The 16,969-nt window shown below is 36.6% G+C and carries 14 protein-coding genes and 1 riboswitch; of the genes, 6 read left to right on the plus strand and 8 right to left on the minus strand.

What is annotated here, in order from left to right; genetic code table 11:
- Positions 1-73 precede the first annotated feature (73 nt).
- The 4 genes from ACNSTQ_RS16680 (at position 74) to ACNSTQ_RS16695 (ending at position 4,156) form a co-directional block, all read left to right on the plus strand.
- Entirely contained in the window at positions 74-862 is a 789-nt protein-coding gene (locus tag ACNSTQ_RS16680; RefSeq protein ID WP_418200950.1) for a carotenoid biosynthesis protein, read from the plus strand.
- Positions 855-1,571 (plus strand): lysophospholipid acyltransferase family protein, encoded by a 717-nt coding sequence (locus tag ACNSTQ_RS16685; RefSeq protein WP_418200951.1) that lies wholly within the window; start codon positions 855-857, stop codon positions 1,569-1,571. The genes ACNSTQ_RS16680 and ACNSTQ_RS16685 overlap by 8 nt, the downstream gene beginning before the upstream one ends.
- Positions 1,572-1,634: 63 nt before the next feature.
- The gene (locus ACNSTQ_RS16690) at positions 1,635-2,684 is read left to right on the plus strand and encodes a glycosyltransferase (RefSeq protein WP_418200952.1); all 1,050 of its coding nucleotides are present in this window, start codon (positions 1,635-1,637) and stop codon (positions 2,682-2,684) included.
- Positions 2,681-4,156: a phytoene desaturase family protein gene (locus ACNSTQ_RS16695; protein WP_418200953.1), complete on the plus strand. Its 1,476-nt coding sequence runs from the start codon at positions 2,681-2,683 to the stop codon at positions 4,154-4,156. Before ACNSTQ_RS16690 ends, ACNSTQ_RS16695 begins: the two co-directional genes overlap by 4 nt.
- A gap of 40 nt (positions 4,157-4,196) precedes the next feature.
- Here the strand turns inward: ACNSTQ_RS16695 and ACNSTQ_RS16700 are convergent, their stop codons facing one another.
- The 6 genes from ACNSTQ_RS16700 to ACNSTQ_RS16725 all read right to left on the minus strand — a co-directional run bounded on the left by ACNSTQ_RS16700 (position 4,197) and on the right by ACNSTQ_RS16725 (position 11,593).
- Entirely contained in the window at positions 4,197-5,051 is an 855-nt protein-coding gene (locus ACNSTQ_RS16700; RefSeq protein ID WP_418200954.1) for a phytoene/squalene synthase family protein, read from the minus strand.
- Between the two features lie 18 nt (positions 5,052-5,069).
- Positions 5,070-6,521, minus strand: a complete 1,452-nt coding sequence (locus tag ACNSTQ_RS16705) for a phytoene desaturase family protein (RefSeq protein ID WP_418200955.1) — start codon at positions 6,519-6,521, stop codon at positions 5,070-5,072.
- Complete coding sequence (locus ACNSTQ_RS16710) at positions 6,518-8,053, minus strand: phytoene desaturase family protein (RefSeq protein WP_418200956.1); 1,536 nt, start codon at positions 8,051-8,053, stop codon at positions 6,518-6,520. The genes ACNSTQ_RS16705 and ACNSTQ_RS16710 overlap by 4 nt, the downstream gene beginning before the upstream one ends.
- Positions 8,054-8,251: 198 nt before the next feature.
- Positions 8,252-9,541, minus strand: a complete 1,290-nt coding sequence (locus ACNSTQ_RS16715) for an NCS2 family permease (RefSeq protein ID WP_418200957.1) — start codon at positions 9,539-9,541, stop codon at positions 8,252-8,254.
- A 61-nt stretch (positions 9,542-9,602) separates the two neighbouring features.
- Positions 9,603-9,702, minus strand: a riboswitch (purine riboswitch).
- A gap of 52 nt (positions 9,703-9,754) precedes the next feature.
- The gene (locus ACNSTQ_RS16720; RefSeq protein WP_418200958.1) at positions 9,755-11,131 is read right to left on the minus strand and encodes an MFS transporter; all 1,377 of its coding nucleotides are present in this window, start codon (positions 11,129-11,131) and stop codon (positions 9,755-9,757) included.
- 240 nt (positions 11,132-11,371) lie between these two features.
- Positions 11,372-11,593: a YdbC family protein gene (locus tag ACNSTQ_RS16725; RefSeq protein WP_418200959.1), complete on the minus strand. Its 222-nt coding sequence runs from the start codon at positions 11,591-11,593 to the stop codon at positions 11,372-11,374.
- Between the two features lie 454 nt (positions 11,594-12,047).
- Here ACNSTQ_RS16725 and ACNSTQ_RS16730 point away from each other — a divergent pair, with 454 nt between their 5' ends.
- Both ACNSTQ_RS16730 and ACNSTQ_RS16735 read left to right on the plus strand, forming a co-directional pair.
- Positions 12,048-13,253: a zinc-ribbon domain-containing protein gene (locus tag ACNSTQ_RS16730; RefSeq protein WP_418200960.1), complete on the plus strand. Its 1,206-nt coding sequence runs from the start codon at positions 12,048-12,050 to the stop codon at positions 13,251-13,253.
- A 15-nt stretch (positions 13,254-13,268) separates the two neighbouring features.
- A complete protein-coding gene (locus tag ACNSTQ_RS16735) occupies positions 13,269-14,396 on the plus strand; it encodes a S1C family serine protease (RefSeq protein WP_418200961.1) in 1,128 nt (375 codons plus the stop codon).
- Positions 14,397-14,640: 244 nt separating this feature from the next.
- Here ACNSTQ_RS16735 and ACNSTQ_RS16740 read toward each other — a convergent pair whose 3' ends face one another.
- Together ACNSTQ_RS16740 and ACNSTQ_RS16745 are read right to left on the minus strand one after the other, a co-directional pair.
- Positions 14,641-15,516, minus strand: coding sequence for a TIGR03943 family putative permease subunit (locus ACNSTQ_RS16740; RefSeq protein WP_418200962.1), 876 nt, complete (start codon positions 15,514-15,516; stop codon positions 14,641-14,643).
- A gap of 15 nt (positions 15,517-15,531) precedes the next feature.
- Complete coding sequence (locus ACNSTQ_RS16745; RefSeq protein WP_418200963.1) at positions 15,532-16,530, minus strand: permease; 999 nt, start codon at positions 16,528-16,530, stop codon at positions 15,532-15,534.
- Positions 16,531-16,969: the final 439 nt, after the last annotated feature.

The following is a 16,969-nucleotide window of genomic DNA, read 5'->3' on the forward strand; positions in this document are numbered from 1 at the left end:
TGCCACATGCTAATATGATGTGTTTGTGGTTCAAGCTTTAGTTCGTCAAACTTTAAGATTATAGGTGGTTTATATGAAGACAGAAGAATTTACTTACAGGTTATTTATTTTTTGGTACGTGATCGGAATTATTTTATTATCTTTTGACCTTCTACCGCCATGGCTTGAGTGGGCCAACGCAGTATTTCTAATTCTTGCAGGCATACTTGGAGGCATATATTTCATCGTTCAATATGGTTCTCCATTAGGTTGGTCGGCAATTGTCGTTATCTTTGTATTTACAATTGGCGCTGAAAGTCTTGGTGTAGAATATGGACTATTTTTCGGAGATTACTATTACGAGCCTGATTTTGGTGTTCACCTTTTGAATGTTCCGCTTACCATTGGCTTTGCCTGGCTCATGGTAATGGCGACAACCCATGTTATCGCAAAAGGGGTCGTTCAATCGATCCCATACAGATCCCTCGTTCTGCTTGTCTACCCTTTGCTCGGAGCAATAGCAGCTGTCATTATGGATTTAGCAATTGATCCTGTTGCTTATCAAGTCAAGCAGTACTGGGTTTGGATGAGTGACGGAGGCTATTATGGCGTACCTTTTTCAAATTTTGTAGGTTGGTTTATTATTTCTTTTATTCTCCATGTCTTTTTGTTCCTTTTGTTTCATTTAAAACATGTATGGAATAACAAATCGATTAAACCGTGGGAATTTCGGATGGTTTTACTCTATGCACAAATTATCATCATGTTTGTTGTCATAGCTTTAACTGCAAAGCTTTGGATGGCTGCATTTTTACCATTGATCCTGATGGCTAAATTACTCGTAATCTATTTTTTGACGAGAGGAGCACAGAAGAATGATTGAAGCCCAAAAAAGCATGTTATTTGAAGCACTATTCTATCAATACAATAAAAAACTAATAAAGAAATCATTTTCCCAAATTAAGTTACGTAATGACTCAGCCATTAACCCGGCAAAACCAACCCTTTTTCTGTTAAACCATAGTTCATGGTGGGACGGATTGATTTCTTTTCACTTAGCAAAGACCCTTTTTTCTATAGACAGCTACGCGATGATGGAAGAAAAAGGTTTAGTCGCCTATCCTTTCTTTAAAAAACTTGGTGCTTTTTCTATTAACCTTCAAAGTGTTAAAGCAATGGTTTCCTCCTTACGATATGCTGAACAACTATTATTACAAAACAAAGGCATTTGGATGTTTCCTCAAGGAACGGAAGAACATTTGGAAAAGAGACCTCTGTCATTTAAAGATGGCGCTGCTTTTCTGATTGAAAAAGTTCCAACCGTTCAAGTGGTGCCGATTACCTATTACTATACGTTTAGCGGTCAGCAATTGCCTTACTTATATATCCATGTCGGGAGAAACCTCGTTTTCTCCGGAAAAACGAATTCAAGAAAGCAATTAACAACATTGTTAGAAGCGATTGTCACAAAACAACTTGATCAACAACGACATGACGTTATTCACCATTTAACCAATCAGTATAATGTCTTATTAACGGGGAAACGAACGGTTAGTGAACTTTTTATTACCTTAAAAAAAGGAAAGCGGTGAACATATATGTTTTATTATGCGATTACCCATCTCATCTTTTTGATATGGACGATAATAAACTCCATGTTTATGCCAAAACTAAAGCAAAATGTATACTTAGCCCACTCCTCGCCTCCTCTTGTTTCGATTTTAATTCCGTTACGAAATGAAGAGCGAAATATTAAGAGATTAGTAGGAAGTTTAAATTCCCTTACTTATGAAGAAATTGAAGTGATCTTTCTCGATGATCAGTCCACTGACAACACGTATAAAATGCTCATGGAGCTTACAGAAAAACATAAAAACTTCAAAGTAATTAAAGGTGCCCCACTACTGAAAGGTTGGGCAGGTAAAGTACACGCTTGTAAACAACTTGGAGAATTTGCTAAAGGAGAATTCTTACTATTTCTTGATGCTGATGTCGAAGTCAGTCCAACTATTATTGAGAAGACCATTTCAACTATGAAAGTGTATGATGCAGGCTTATTAACGGGGTTTCCTAAATTCCCAACTTCAACACTATTAAGTAAAATATTAGTTCCTATGCAACATTTTATTGTGTTTTTTCACCTTCCAATATTTATTGCAAATCGAACAACATTATCTTCTTTTACGGCTGCACATGGGGCCTTTATGTGTTTTCGAAAAGAGGTCTACCATAAGGTCGGTGGACACAGTTCTGTAGCATCTTCCATTGTCGAAGATGTTCATTTAGCACGTCATGTAAAACAAAAGGGCTATCGTGTATTACTCGCTAACCTAACCGAAGACGTGTCTTGTTATATGTACGAAACAAACAAAGAAGTTTGGAATGGTTTTGCCAAAAATATTTTCGTTGGGTTAGGTCGTTCTATTCCACTCGCTTCCTTGATTATCATCTTTTATAGTATATTTTTTTTCATGCCTTTTATTTTCGCAATCCTAGGTATTTTAACAAACCAATTGTTTTATTTGATCCCTTACATGATCATGCTTGTTCACAGGGGATTTGTCGATTGGAAAACCCAACAACGAAACTTGCAGTTTCTTTGGATGCCCTTTTCGGCTATGGTTATTATTATTCTATTAATCTACTCTGCTTTTTTAAGTGTTCAAAAAAAGGGCTATCGCTGGAAAGGTCGTAGCTATACATGAGAAAAGTTGTCATTATAGGTGGTGGGTTGGGAGGGCTGGCAGCAGCCAACCTTCTAGCTTTCAGTGGATATGAAGTCACTCTCTTTGATAAAAATACACATGTTGGAGGAAAACTAAAACGTATTCAATCTGATGGATACACATTTGACTTTGGTCCTAATACAATTACTATGCCTTCCGTGTTCAAAGGCATTATCGAACAAACGGATCAGAAGTCAGAAGACTATTTTCAATTTCAAAAGCTTGATATACATACAAACAATCATTTTACAGACGGCTCAACGTTCTCTTTCTCAACAGATGCAGACTTGATGATTTCACAACTAAATAAGATGGATGTATTTGGATCAAACCATTATAAAATGTATCTAAAAGAAGTGACTCGTCTATACGAACTCTCACAAACTCATTTTTTACCTAGAACATTTTCTTCTTTAACTGAATATTTATCGCCAAGTTTAGGCAAAGCGTTCCTTAGTGTAAGGCCTTTTGAAAGTTTAGATCACTTTCACCGTCGTTATTTTAAGGATTCTAGGGTTCTTCAATCTTTTAATCGTTACGCAACTTACATCGGTTCGTCACCCTACTTGACCCCCGCCACGTTTTCAATGATTGCTCATTTAGAACTAATAGATGGTGTATACTATACATCTGGCGGAAATGCCACGATTGCAGAAGGACTCGCTAAACGAGCAAGAGAACTAGGGGTTCAAATTTATCTTAATCAAGAAGTTAGTAAAATTAACATAGATAATCGAGTTGCAACTTCTATTAAATTAGCAAACGGGGAGACCATAGAAACTGATGAAGTCATATTAAATGGAGATTTATTAGCGTCACTTCCTCAGCTTATTGATGAAAACGACCGTCCACGCTTTGCAAATGATAGGATACAAAAAGTGGAGCCATCCATTTCTGCGTATGTTCTTCTGATCGGACTTAACACTCGTATGAAAGACCTGATCCATCATCAAGTGTATTTTAGTCAAAATTACCAAGAAGAATTTAACGAGCTGTTAGTTAAGAAGCAATTACCAAAAGATCCTTCTATTTATATATGTAACTCTTCTTATACTGATTTTTCAATGTCACCAAAGGGCGATAATTTATTCATTCTTGTCAATGCACCTTCTTTATCAAGAGATGGTACAACAAATGAAGATTACGAATACTACAAAGAATTAATATATCAAAAGTTATCTCGAGCTGGATTAAATATCCGCCCTCACATTGAATATGAACAGCTGATTACTCCACAATCGATTAAACAAGAGTACAATGCGTTCCGCGGGGCGTTATACGGGAGAGCTTCCAATCGAAAAATGGATGCTTTTTTCAGAACACCCAATCGTTCAAGAGATATTGCTAATCTTTATTTTGTTGGCGGCTCGACTCATCCTGGTGGAGGTTCACCTATGGTCGTTATAAGTGGGCAAAACGTTGCGAACTTGATCATTAATCACGATAAATAAAGCAACACCCCGTCAATCATCTCTTTTGACGGGGTGTTAGTTATGCTAATGCTTCTTGTGTCGTCATTATTTGCTTTAGTAGTTGCCTTTTCTCTACATCTGAAACATAAGCTCTCGTTGTAAAGCAATTATACTTATTTTTTCTAACCGAATGTAGGATGTGACGATAAAAGTGTAACGCAGCTTTTACTGGAAACCGTGCATTCATAGGATAGTCTTCTATTGTTGGCAATGCGATATCATACAATTGTTCTGCCCTCGTTGCAATATCTTCCCATAAACCAATAAAATTATCGTTGATTTCACCTTTGATTAGTTCTTCTTTTGTGTAGTTATGTTTTTCCATTAAATCAGCTGGTATATAAACTCTACTACGTTCTAGATCTTCACCAACATCTCTTAAGATGTTCGTTAACTGCATCGCAAGCCCTAACGATATTGCACCACTTTTTAAATGTAGATTATTACTAGGGGCTAAGATGGGTAATAACATTAATCCTACTGAACTAGCTACATAATACGAATACTGCTCTACTTGCTCAAGTGATTGATAGTCATGAACTTCAAAATCCATTTCTTGTCCACGGATCATATCAAAAAAAGGTTCAGTGTCCATCGAGTAGCGTTGAAATACATCATTTAGAGCTATCCACATATCATCGTTTACTGAAAAGCTTCCTTTTAAAAATATCTCAAACTCCGTCTTAAAAGCATGAAGCTCCTCTAACGTGCCCCCGTTGTCTACGATATCATCGACACGACGACAAAATGCATAGACTGCCCAAACTGCCTTTCGTTTTTCACTCGGAAGTACATTAAAAGCTTTGGCAAACGATTTGGAATGACTCTCTATGATGACTCTACAAGATTCATAAGCTTTTTCTATTTGCTTCATTATAGTTCCTCCTCTCATTCATGAAGAACGAACAAGTTCTTCGTGCAGTAAGTGCTCAGCCAGTAATTTCGCACCTTGCATCACGATAGGGATCCCTCCACCAGGATGAACACTTGCACCAACTGCAAACACATTCTCATATGGGGCAATTTTTACTTGTGGGCGGAATACTCCAGATTGTTTAAGAGTTGGCGCAATTCCAAAGCTTCCGCCTTGATATAATCCGTCTATAAGTGCGTCTTTTGGTGTACGTACTTTTTTCCAAACAATCGCATCTCCTAGACCTTCAAACCCTCTATCTTCAACTTCGGTAATTACCTTCTCTACATAATCGTCGATGTTACTCCAATCGATGTCTTCATTTGCTGGAACAGGAACAAGGATATATAGAACTCCTTTTCCTTCTGGTGCCAACGTTGAGTCAACGACTGAAGGGTGAAACGTATATATAGAAGGTTTTTCTGGTAAACGTTTAAGATTAAACACATCCTTCATGTGTTCTTCAAAGTTATCTGTCATAAAATATTGATGAACCGTATTATTTTCATAGACCCGATCTAGTCCTAAATAGATTAATAGACAAGATGAAGAAGACGTATAAGATTGTTTTTTCTTACGGGATGGTAGGAGCTTCTCCATCATCGGGTAATCACCATTCATTACTACCCAGTCAAACGACTGACATTCTCCATTAACACTGATACTCCGACAGTTCCCATTATCCATATTTAATGATTGAACATGATGATCGGTAAAAATTTTAACACCATTTTCCTTTAACTTCTTTTCAAACAAGGAAACAATACTAGCATACCCCCCCTTCACATACCACACTCCATGGAAATGTTCACTAAACGGAATGAGTGAATAAAGGGCTGGTGAACGAAACGGTGCCCCACCGACATAAAGAGTTTGAAACGAGAATGCATCTTGGAGTTTGGGATGATCAAAGTAACTTTTTACCTGCTTTCGAACAGACTGATAGGCTTTTAACTTCCAGAGTATAGACATGTTATTAAATGTCCAAAAATCTCGTTTATTGATAAATGGTCTATCTAAAAATGCTCGTTTTCCTTGGTGGAACCTTTCTTCCATATCTGTGATATATTTTTGAAAGTTTCCTTCTTCACCAGGAAAGCGCTCACTAATCTCAGCAAGTTGTTTCTCTACATCACTCCATTTATAAAATTCAAACCCATCTGGGTATGAAATTTTATATAAAGGATCACATCGTAACATCTCTAATTCATCTCTGCAGATACCGACTTCATCTAAAACTTGAAAAATCATGTCTGGTAACAGAACGATCGTTGGTCCCTCATCTATTTTATAGCCTTCGTGTTCAACAAACGCCAACCGGCCACCTAGTCTTTTTTTCTTCTCAAAAATGGTAACGTCATGACCTTCCTGGCTTAAATAAAGAGCAGTAATCATGCCGCCAACGCCGCCCCCAATTATTGCTGTTTTCATTGGGCACCCCTCATTCCTGTTCGTTCTTCAAAGGTTGGATGAACAGTCATCGTTTTATTTTCTTGTAAAATACTATTTGCAGTTATACGGGCTGATTCAAAAATCGTCGGCAAGCCACTTCCAGGATGAGTTCCTCCACCTACCAGCCAGCAATTCTTTAACTCTTGGAATTTATTATGTGGACGGAAATACATCATTTGTTTTAAGCGGTGCGATAAATTAAATGTTGCACCTTCATAGACGAAGAGGTCTTTCTCCCATTGAAGAGGTGTAATCATCTTTTCCACCTCGATGTTCGCTTGCAGACCTTTAAATTCGGTACGGCTTTCAATTTGCTCTAGTACGAGTTGTCGAAACTCGCTTTTGTGTTTCTCCCAATCAATTAAACTCGTATTATTAGGAACTGGTGCTAATATATAAAGTGCAGATTTCCCTTTTGGTGCAAGAGTTGGATCTGTAACACAAGCATTTTGAATATAAATAGAAGGATTGTTAGAAAGAACCTTTGAATTTGTAATTTCTTCTACATTCTTTTTGTAATCCTCTGAAAAAACAATGGTATGATGTGGTAATTTGAATTCTTTATTTACTCCCAAATACAACATAAACGTAGAACAAGAATAATCTTTTTTCTTTAACTGTTGTTTTGAGTAAGACTTTAATAATCCATCATCTAATAAATGGGTCATTGCATGAGCAAAATCGGCGTTCACAATGACATCATCACAATGTACCTTTTCCCCATCCTCTAACAAAACACCGGTTATTTCTCTATCTTTCGTTAATAGTTTTTTTACTCCAACACCTGTTACTATCTCTCCTCCATATTCTTTAATGACTTTAGCCATTGCCTTAGGAATTTGATTCAGCCCGCCTATTGGGTGGAACACACCATACTTATGTTCCATATAAGATAAAATACTAAACGCTCCTGGACATTCCCACGGTGACATTCCCAAATATTTAGATTGAAATGTAAACGCTAATTTGAGTTTTTCGTCTGAAAAGAAGTCCCCAAGTACATCGTATAAAGACCTTCCCAATGAGAGCTGCGGCAATGCTCTTAAGGTCCTTAATCGAAAATAATCCAATAAAGAGCTATGTCGATTTTGAAGAAGTGGCATAAGTGCATCCAGTTTCTTATCCGATTGCTTCATAAATCGTTCATACCCCTCACCATTGCCTGGGAACAGTTCTTCTATTTTCTTTCTCGTTTCATGAACGTTTTTAGAAGGTGAGAAAATGACGTCCGAAAACCTAAGTTCATACATTGGATCTAACTCCACTAGAGAAAGATAATCCTCGAGCTTTTTACCTGCCGCATCAAACAACTCCTCTAATATGTGCGGCATACTTAAAAAAGTTGGTCCTAAGTCAAATGTAAAATCATCTAATTGAAATGAAGATGTTCTTCCTCCTACATAAGGCTGCTTCTCAAACACCGTTACTTTATATCCTTGACTAACGAGCAACATCGCAACAGCCAATCCTCCTGGCCCTGCTCCAACAACACCAATATGCTTTTGAGCCATTTTACACCTCCACTACTAATCACACAAAAGTTATACAATAGTTATACAAACAGTATATTCGATAAATAAAAATTGTTCAAATATAAAGGCAAAAAAAAAATAAAACTTTACAAAAAAGTTTTATTTTTTAGCGAAATATCTATTTAACTATGTTAATTAAAAAGAGACGCCTTGTACTAGACGCCTCTGCAAACTATGTTAATGTGCTGGGAAGAAAATCATTTGTAGAATGAAGATGACACCAAACACATATAAAATAGGATGAACTTCTTTTCCTTTTCCACTCACTAATTTCATTAATGGATACGTAATGAAGCCAATCGCAATTCCAGTTGCAATACTCGATGTAAGCGGCATTGTTAAAATAATCGCGAACGCCGGAAAGGCTTCGTCAAATGTTTTCCAATCAATACGAGCTAAGCCCTCCATCATGAAGCAACCTACAATAATGAGTACAGGAGCGGTTATTGCTGGTAAAGACGAGATTGCTGCAATAGCTGGCGAGAAAAACATAGCCAGGATAAATAAAACCGCTACAACCACTGATGTTAAACCTGTTCTTCCACCTGCTGCTACACCTGATGACGATTCGATATAGGCACTTGATGGGCTCGTACCAAACGTCGAACCTACTGTCGTTGATAACGCATCTGCCATTAAAGCCGATTTCGCTCTAGGGAATTTTCCATCCTTCATTAATCCTGCTTGATCAGCTACTCCAATCATCGTCCCTGTCGTATCAAAAATCGTAACTAACAAAAAGGCAAATACAACTGTGTACAATCCGTGGGTAAACACTCCAGCAATATCTAAATCAAAGAATACAGGAGCAGGGGGTACAGATACGACACCTTCAAATTGAAGCATTCCAGTAAATAGTCCAACAATAGCCGTAATCACCATTCCAATAAAAAGGGCACCATTTATCTTTTTTGCCATTAATATTAATGTTAAAAACAAGCCAAAAATAGATAGTAGTGTGATAGGCTGATGTAAATCACCGAATGTGACCATTGTATCTGGACTTGGTACGACAATACCCGCCATTTTCAAACCAATAAAGGCAATAAATAACCCGATACCTGAAGTAATTCCATATTTAAGCGAATTCGGAATCGCACGAATTAGTACTTCTCTTAATGAAGAAAATGTTAGTAAAACAAATAAAATCCCTGCTAGAAAAACGGTTCCAAATACAACTTGGTAAGAAACACCATGTGTGGCAACGACACTAGCAAAATACGCATTCATCCCCATTCCTGGCGCAATTGCTATTGGATATTTTGCAAAAAGCCCCATATAAAGTGTCCCAACAACAGCTGCAATGATCGTTGCCATAAACACTTGATCAAACGGCACTCCAGCAGCTGATAAAATGGCCGGGTTAACAACAATGATATAAACCATCGTCAAAAAGGTTGTAATCCCAGCAACGAACTCCGTTTTAACAGTTGTCCCGCGTTCTTTCAAATTAAAAAACTTCTCCATAACCTAGACCTCCAATATTGATAACGACTAGACGAAAAAAAGCCCTAACTATAAACGGGTAGTATCATGCACTCCCGTTCGTAGTTAGGACTTTACGGTTCCATCTAGAGACCCTCAAACCATATCATTGAGGATATACGAACAATATAATAATAGTTGCTATTTTTTATCACCCAAAGAATAATAATACATACAATACCTTTGAGTCAACTATTAATTGTTCGTATTTTTTGTTAAATTCTTTAAAAAACTAAAAATACTTAATGCCACAATGGATAGAACACATAAAAAGAAAAAGCTTATTCCAAATGCTTGGTCACCACTACTCCAAAATGGTATGGCTATCGTCTGAAAAACCTGAAATTCTAATAGTTTTCCTGAAACCGAAACTCCAAAAGCTCCCCCTATAAATTGAGATAGTTGGAGAACACCTATACTTGAAGCGAATTTTTCACTACTTAGATCATTAGAAAGGTAATTAGGTAAACCCATCGTAATGGATGAAAATCCTATACTGGAAATAAGGTAAAAAAAGATAACCGTTATAGAAGATAAATGACTTAAGAAAGCGAATAAACTTGTTGAAACAAGTAAAAAGCTAATCCCCAGTCCAATGATCATTGTAGAACCAACTCGATCCATCATTCTGCCGATATAGATTGCAAGAATAGCAGATAACATGGCACCTGGGAATATAATCATTCCAATCATCGCACTAGAGGTATTGAATACTTTTGCTAAAAGTAATGGACTTAAAAATAAGAGAGAAAAGTTAATAAAGAAAATTAAGAATCCAATCAATGCAATTGAGATAAATACTTTATTTGCTAAAAGGTCGGGTGGTATCAATGGATTTCTCACCTTTTTTATATGCAGCCAGAAGATAACAAAGAATAAGCTGCCAAGCAACAAAATAAACTGACTGGTCGTTATAAAAATAAGGAGGGAAATGACTCCTATTAGTAAATAGATTAGTCCTAAAAAATCAATGGACTGAGCCGTTGATCGCTCTTTAGGTAAATTGTATAAATAAATCGGTAAAGTCAACACACCAACTAAACTAATGATAAATAAAAAAGACCAACCTAAATATTGAGTAATAATGCCGCCTATAAGTGGACCTAAACCAAATCCTAATGTAGACGCAGCAGATACAACGCCCATTCCCCGCCCCCGCCGTTCAATAGCGATATATCTCGATATAATGACGATACCTAGAGCAGCAACACAGCAAGCACCTGACGCTTGAATTACTCTTGATAACAATAAAACTGTATAGTCTACAGCTAGAACGCCGGCAATCGAGCCAATTCCGAACAAGGAAAGTCCAACCGTGAATAGTGTAGATATCGACTTTTGTTGAGAAAGCTTACTATACAACACCGTTCCCACTGCAAATACAACCGAATAACTTGTTACGATCCACGATGCTGATGACGGGGTGAGTGAAAAATGAATGATAATCTCAGGTATCGCTACATTAAACATCGTTGTATTCATAACGATAATAAGTACATTAATGAATAATCCGACATAAAGTAACCTCTCATTTTTCACCGTTATATGTTCTTTCTGTTCAGCAAGTTCCATTTTCCACCTCTTTCAAGCTGACTTTTAATTTTCCTAATATATATTATTATCAGAAAAATGATCAAATCTCAATAAAATAGAAAAAACAGGTGCTTATTTGATACGTAAACACCTGTTTAAACACTAGCTTATTTTTTTACTCACTCAGCATATTTACAAACATTGCATCTCGTTTGCAGTCACTTTTTAACATAGGTATTTTGCAATGTACTCTACTTCCCGCAGCATTGACTTTTTAGTTTATACATCAAGCTGATTAAGTATAGATTTTAATTCAATTACTTCTTCCTTTGATAAAGTGAGTCCTTTACCCATCTTTTCATGATTCGCATCCCAATCACGTAGGTCAAACTTTGCTTCCCGACCATTCCAGCTAACTAAATTCAATTCTTTTTTCCATCCTTTTGCATTTTCTGATAATACTCCCAGACTTTTCTCAATTTCATATTTAATATCTGCCATTCAAATGCCTCCACAATGATTAGTTTCATTTTCCTAGTATACCAGACCTTTTGTTACATCATTCAGCTCTTATAGTCAATATTACGTGATGAACAGAGAAGTCTCATTATTTTTTGTTCTTTTAGACGATTTTAAGTAAATGATTTTTATCAACGGATAGGTTAGAGATAAGGGCGGTACAGCCCAAAATTGGAGAAAAAATTATTGAGGACTTACTTCATTATAGTGGGAACTTAAAACATGTTTAATTGTGAAGATCGTTCGTTATTCTCTTATTAATTTGGATATAATTTAGGTTTGTCACCTCCCAATTAATAATATATACTAAATAACTTGTTAATAGTTTTAAAGCTTTGTTAAGTTTTTGTTGATACTATTGGTCTATTAGAATCACTCGTATTTTGTACTATAATGTCACTATGTGTATTTTTATTTAGGAAGGCTGGTAACAATCATGTTTTGTCACTCGTGTGGGAATAAACGTTTAGACACCGAAAGATATTGTCCGAAGTGTGGGACAGCATTTATGGAAGGCCTAGACGAAGTTAGTGCAACTACTGAAGACAACTCTAACTCTTCTTCTCTCCCACCTAAAAAACAACAAAGCAAAAAAAATAAAACACTAACTTTATGGCTTCTTCCCATATTAAGTACCCTTTGCGTTACGATCGTACTGATTTCATATTACTACTATGAAGCATCAATTAATAATCGGGTAGCTTCATTAAATCAGAAAATTGAATCTAACTTTTCTTCAGGTGAATATAAACAAGCGGAAAAGAAAATAACAGAAGCACTTGAATTAAGAGACATGACGATGTTTCAACAGTATCGAGATATCGTTAAGTTAGCCCTCCAATATGAACAGAAGTTACATGAGATTGATGACTTAATTCAATTAAATCAAGTCATTCAGGCGTCTCTACACATAAAGAATTTAAAAGAACATATGCATGAGACTAATTATTATCTTCCCTTACTCCAACCAATTCAATTACGCTTGGAGAATACCGAGGTCAACTTAACGGTAGCTGAAGCTAAAATGGAATTAAATGAACTTGAAACCGTTGCAGAACTAGGACAGAAACTATCTAGCCTTTCTTCTTTTAACGGTGAAGAAGCGGAAAAAATAAAACAACAAATCTTAAATAAAATTGTCCAAATTTCATACGAGAAAGCAGAAATGCATTTGCAAAAGCATGAGTTTTCAAAAGCACTCTATGCCTTAGAAACAGGACTTCAATATGCGATCAATGATGCAAAGCTTTTATCGTTTATTGATAGAGTAAATGATGAAAAACTAGCTTTTGAACATGCCGAACAAAACCGCCTTGAAGCAGCGATGGTTGCAGCCGCAAAAGAAGATCTAAAAAACCGTACCGAGGCAGTGGAAATCACTTCGATTGATATTGAACTAGATGAGTTTGGAGACGTTTATTTATTTGGTGATGTTATAAATAATGGAACAACAACTATTTATTCAATCGACATCCATTACTCTATCTTTGACGAAGACGAAGAACTAGTAACGGAAACGGTAACTTCTGTTTATCCATATGAACTAGCCCCTGGAGAGACAGGGCGTTTTAGTCATTCTTACTATGGCATATTTGAAGAATTAAGTGTTACTGTTGAAAGTATTACTTGGCAGATTTACTAAAGGATGGTTTAACAAATGAACAGTAAATGGTTAGCTAGTATCTTATCAACTACTCTCATTTGGGTACTTGGTGTTGTCGCATTTTTCTTTATCTCTGACTGGGTTCCAGCTCAGCTTCATATCGAGTCCTCAATACTAACTGAGATGGATGCGTCTAGAGAAGATACTGACGAGAAAAGTGTAAAAGAGATTATTCATCAATCTCAAAAATCGGTTGTTATGATTGAAGTTGAAAGGACCGGCTCAGTCGGTTCAGGTTTCATTTATAACAATCAAGGCGATATTATCACGAACGCACATGTTGTAGCAGGAACAGACGAGGTAAAAGTGAAGTTGGCCGACACAAGGGAGTACGATGGAACTGTAATCGGAATGAGTACAGACACGGACATCGCCCTCATCCGTGTGCCGGAATTAAAAGACATTGAGCCTCTACTACTTGCAAAAGATTATCCTCCTGAGTTAGGTGATGAAGTACTCGCGTTAGGGAGCCCGCTCGGTTATCAAAACACGGTCACAACTGGAATTATTAGTGGGGTTGATCGCAGCTTTGAAATTGATCATTATCATTACGAAAATGCCTATCAATTTTCTGCACCAATCGCACCAGGCAATAGCGGTGGACCACTTATTTTGATTAAAACTGGGGAAGTCATTGGGATTAATTCTGCCGCAACCGAAGTAGGTACGATTGGGTTTAGTATTCCAATTATCGATATTCTCCCTCTTGTGACAAGTTGGTCGGAAACACCAATGACTTCTTTACCTTCTATGGAATATTCGATCAATGAAGAGCAAATTGCTTCATCCATAGAAAGCATAGCGACTTATCTCGTACAATATTTCTATGAAAGCATAGATCAACAAGATTACGTAAATGCTTATTCATTGCTAGGAAATTCATGGCAATTAAATACGAATTATGAGCAATTTAGAGAAGGATACTTAAATACTCGTTCCGTCATTATTGATGATATTTATACGCGGACAGAAGGAGAAAAAGTAACTGTCTTTGCAATTATTCATGCAGAAGAACGTCAAGATGGAGAAGTAGTTACTGAAAAATATAAAGTAGAATATAAAGTCGGTTATGAGAATGATCAATTAAAATTGATTAGCGGTACAGGGGAAATCATAGAGTAGCTGTTATGAAAAAATGGATTAGTAGTATCATTGATGAGCTCAGTTTTATCGAAGAGAATTTATTATATAGCAAAATAAAAACAGAGATGTAAATCAAATGATGATTTACATCTCTGTTTTTATTGAGGCAGTTTTTATCCAGTTTTAGGGATTAACTTAACTCAGGTTGTAATCCAGTCTCTTGAACAAAGTATAAGTGGACTCCAGATCCGGTACCGATAGACTGGATTAACATTTCTCTTTTTTATGGATAAATATAAGGCTCTTTTGGTTTTTCTATAACATCTAACTGCTTGACTCGTATGATTGGAACATCTTCATTACCATGTTTGATCACGTCAAGAATCCCCTTTAAGATTACCCAACTTCCCTCTGAAATTGCGATTTCTTTTTCAGTTTCCGCTAAAAATCCAATGACTGTCGCATCTGCAACACAGTGTGTAATTAAAAAACGCCCAATGAACAGCTGATTAGGAGATGAACTCTTTTCTTTTAAAACAAACCCATCCATGACAATTTCTCTACCTTTTACATTTTCAGCATTTTCTGTGATCGCATAAAACTTCTGAGCAAAACTCGTTTTTTCCATGACAATGACTTGCTCCTCATTCCCGCTCTCAAACAACTCAGCTTCTGCCTGCTCAATAGGTAAACATATTTCTTCATCGATATGGTTTGTATGTAAATGAAAATGCCCTTCATGATCATCGTGATGTATGTCTTGATTCAAAGACTGCTGTTGCATGAGTGCACCGCGATTCACAGCAATCGAAGCATCTAATGCTTTTGCAGGTAATAATAGACCTGTAACAACAGGGAGACATATTATCGTATAAATTACTCCGTTACGAACCGTTACTCGATTTGAAAATGCATCGTCGTGATTGCATCCCCATGGACCACAATTTTCATGGATGTCCTTTCCTTTGTTAGTACTCCAAATACGTGGAACTTGAATAAAGAAGAGAAACAAAAACAAAATAGATGCCACTTGGCTAAACTCAATATATTTAGGATTAATATATTGGGCAATCTCATCAAAGTAGTGCAATTTGAAAAGAAAACCAGCAAAGCTTAATAATATGATTGCTCTAATTGCTTGATGAATATAAAAATACATTATCTCTACCACCCTTTATAAAAATGGATGAACGATCATTAATACGCCTAACACTGTCCCTGTAATGAGTAGCATTAATACGATCACAAAACGAAAACGGAATACTGCTAGTAACATCAAAGAGTTTTTCAAATCAAGCATCGGCCCATAAATCAGAAATCCTAGTAATGAAGTTTGCGGAAATAGATGGCGAAATGAAGCAGCGATAAAAGCATCGGCTTCCGAACATAAGGAAAGTAAAAAGGCAAGTCCCATCATGACGACCGTCGACATAAGAATACCTTCCCCTAGTCCTAGTAATGATGCTGATGAGACATACGTTTGGATAAAAGCAGCCAATAGTGCACCAATCATTAAATATTTCCCCATCTCAAAAAATTCATCGACTGAATGATGACACATCGACTTTAACCGTTCAAACAAAGGTTGCTTTTGACTATTTTCAATTGGCATAGTAGCATGGGACCTTTTAAACTGACTTCCTTTGTAAAGCACACTAATAACGGCGCAAATGATAAGTGCAATCACTAGTCCCAATCCCATTCGTAATAAAGCTATTCGCAAGTCATTCCCAAAGGCCATATAGGTTGAACCAACGACGATTGGGTTAATTAATGGTCCTGTTAAAAGGAAACCAACCCCAGCAAATATAGGAACACCTTTTGCTACTAAACGACGTACGATTGGAACAATCCCACATTCACACGCAGGAAAAAGAGCTCCAATAAAACAACTCGCTACGACTGCGAGTACTCGATTTTTAGGTATCCATCGACGTATATGTTCCTCAGTTATAAAGACTTGGATTAGCCCTGCAATAAATACACCAATTAAAACGAAAGGGATTGCTTCTATTAAGATACTTAAAAATATGGTGTTAAATATCAGTAAAGAAGCGGGCAAACCTTGTCCTTGTTCAGCCAAAGCAGGACTATAAAAAATAAAAAAAGATACCAGGCCAAGCAAAATAAATCCCGTAATCTCAACTAAATAGGGGTTCATACCTTTTTGCATATAAAGTATCCTCCAAATTAATTCATTATTAGAGGTTGTTCAAAAGGTCCGGGAAAAATCTCTCTCGAATTTCTTCGTCAGCTTGCTCTTCCGCGCTTCACGTATTAACACCATACGCTCCAGTTCTCGGCGACTGCGCATTCTCGAACTTCTCGGATCTTTTTGTCCTCCTTTTTGAACACACATTATTAGAGGTATATGCGGACAAGACTGGAACATTCCTACAAAAAAGAATAGTTCTGATTTAGGGTCTTTCCTTATCTAAATTTTAAGCGCTGTTAAAGAGTATTGTTGATTTTGGGCCATTCTGAAAAAATAACATGAAATTATTGGAGAAAATGCATTTTCTCGTTCATTTCATGTTATTTTTTCAACCTTTCAGTTCCTGAAAGGCGTGTGAAATTAACATTTCACACGATGAGCCCAAAATCAACGGATA

The organism is Alkalihalobacterium sp. APHAB7 (assembly GCF_048323755.1).
Taxonomy (GTDB): Bacteria; Bacillota; Bacilli; order Bacillales; family Bacillaceae_F; genus Alkalihalobacterium.

Coding starts and splice junctions, on each gene's coding strand:
- ACNSTQ_RS16680 (WP_418200950.1), top strand. CDS start 74: ATGAAGACAGAAGAATTTACTTACAGGTTATTTATTTTTTGGTACGTG.
- ACNSTQ_RS16685 (WP_418200951.1), top strand. CDS start 855: ATGATTGAAGCCCAAAAAAGCATGTTATTTGAAGCACTATTCTATCAA.
- ACNSTQ_RS16690 (WP_418200952.1), top strand. CDS start 1,635: ATGTTTATGCCAAAACTAAAGCAAAATGTATACTTAGCCCACTCCTCG.
- ACNSTQ_RS16695 (WP_418200953.1), top strand. CDS start 2,681: ATGAGAAAAGTTGTCATTATAGGTGGTGGGTTGGGAGGGCTGGCAGCA.
- ACNSTQ_RS16700 (WP_418200954.1), bottom strand. CDS start 5,051: ATGAAGCAAATAGAAAAAGCTTATGAATCTTGTAGAGTCATCATAGAG.
- ACNSTQ_RS16705 (WP_418200955.1), bottom strand. CDS start 6,521: ATGAAAACAGCAATAATTGGGGGCGGCGTTGGCGGCATGATTACTGCT.
- ACNSTQ_RS16710 (WP_418200956.1), bottom strand. CDS start 8,053: ATGGCTCAAAAGCATATTGGTGTTGTTGGAGCAGGGCCAGGAGGATTG.
- ACNSTQ_RS16715 (WP_418200957.1), bottom strand. CDS start 9,541: ATGGAGAAGTTTTTTAATTTGAAAGAACGCGGGACAACTGTTAAAACG.
- ACNSTQ_RS16720 (WP_418200958.1), bottom strand. CDS start 11,131: ATGGAACTTGCTGAACAGAAAGAACATATAACGGTGAAAAATGAGAGG.
- ACNSTQ_RS16725 (WP_418200959.1), bottom strand. CDS start 11,593: ATGGCAGATATTAAATATGAAATTGAGAAAAGTCTGGGAGTATTATCA.
- ACNSTQ_RS16730 (WP_418200960.1), top strand. CDS start 12,048: ATGTTTTGTCACTCGTGTGGGAATAAACGTTTAGACACCGAAAGATAT.
- ACNSTQ_RS16735 (WP_418200961.1), top strand. CDS start 13,269: ATGAACAGTAAATGGTTAGCTAGTATCTTATCAACTACTCTCATTTGG.
- ACNSTQ_RS16740 (WP_418200962.1), bottom strand. CDS start 15,516: ATGTATTTTTATATTCATCAAGCAATTAGAGCAATCATATTATTAAGC.
- ACNSTQ_RS16745 (WP_418200963.1), bottom strand. CDS start 16,530: ATGCAAAAAGGTATGAACCCCTATTTAGTTGAGATTACGGGATTTATT.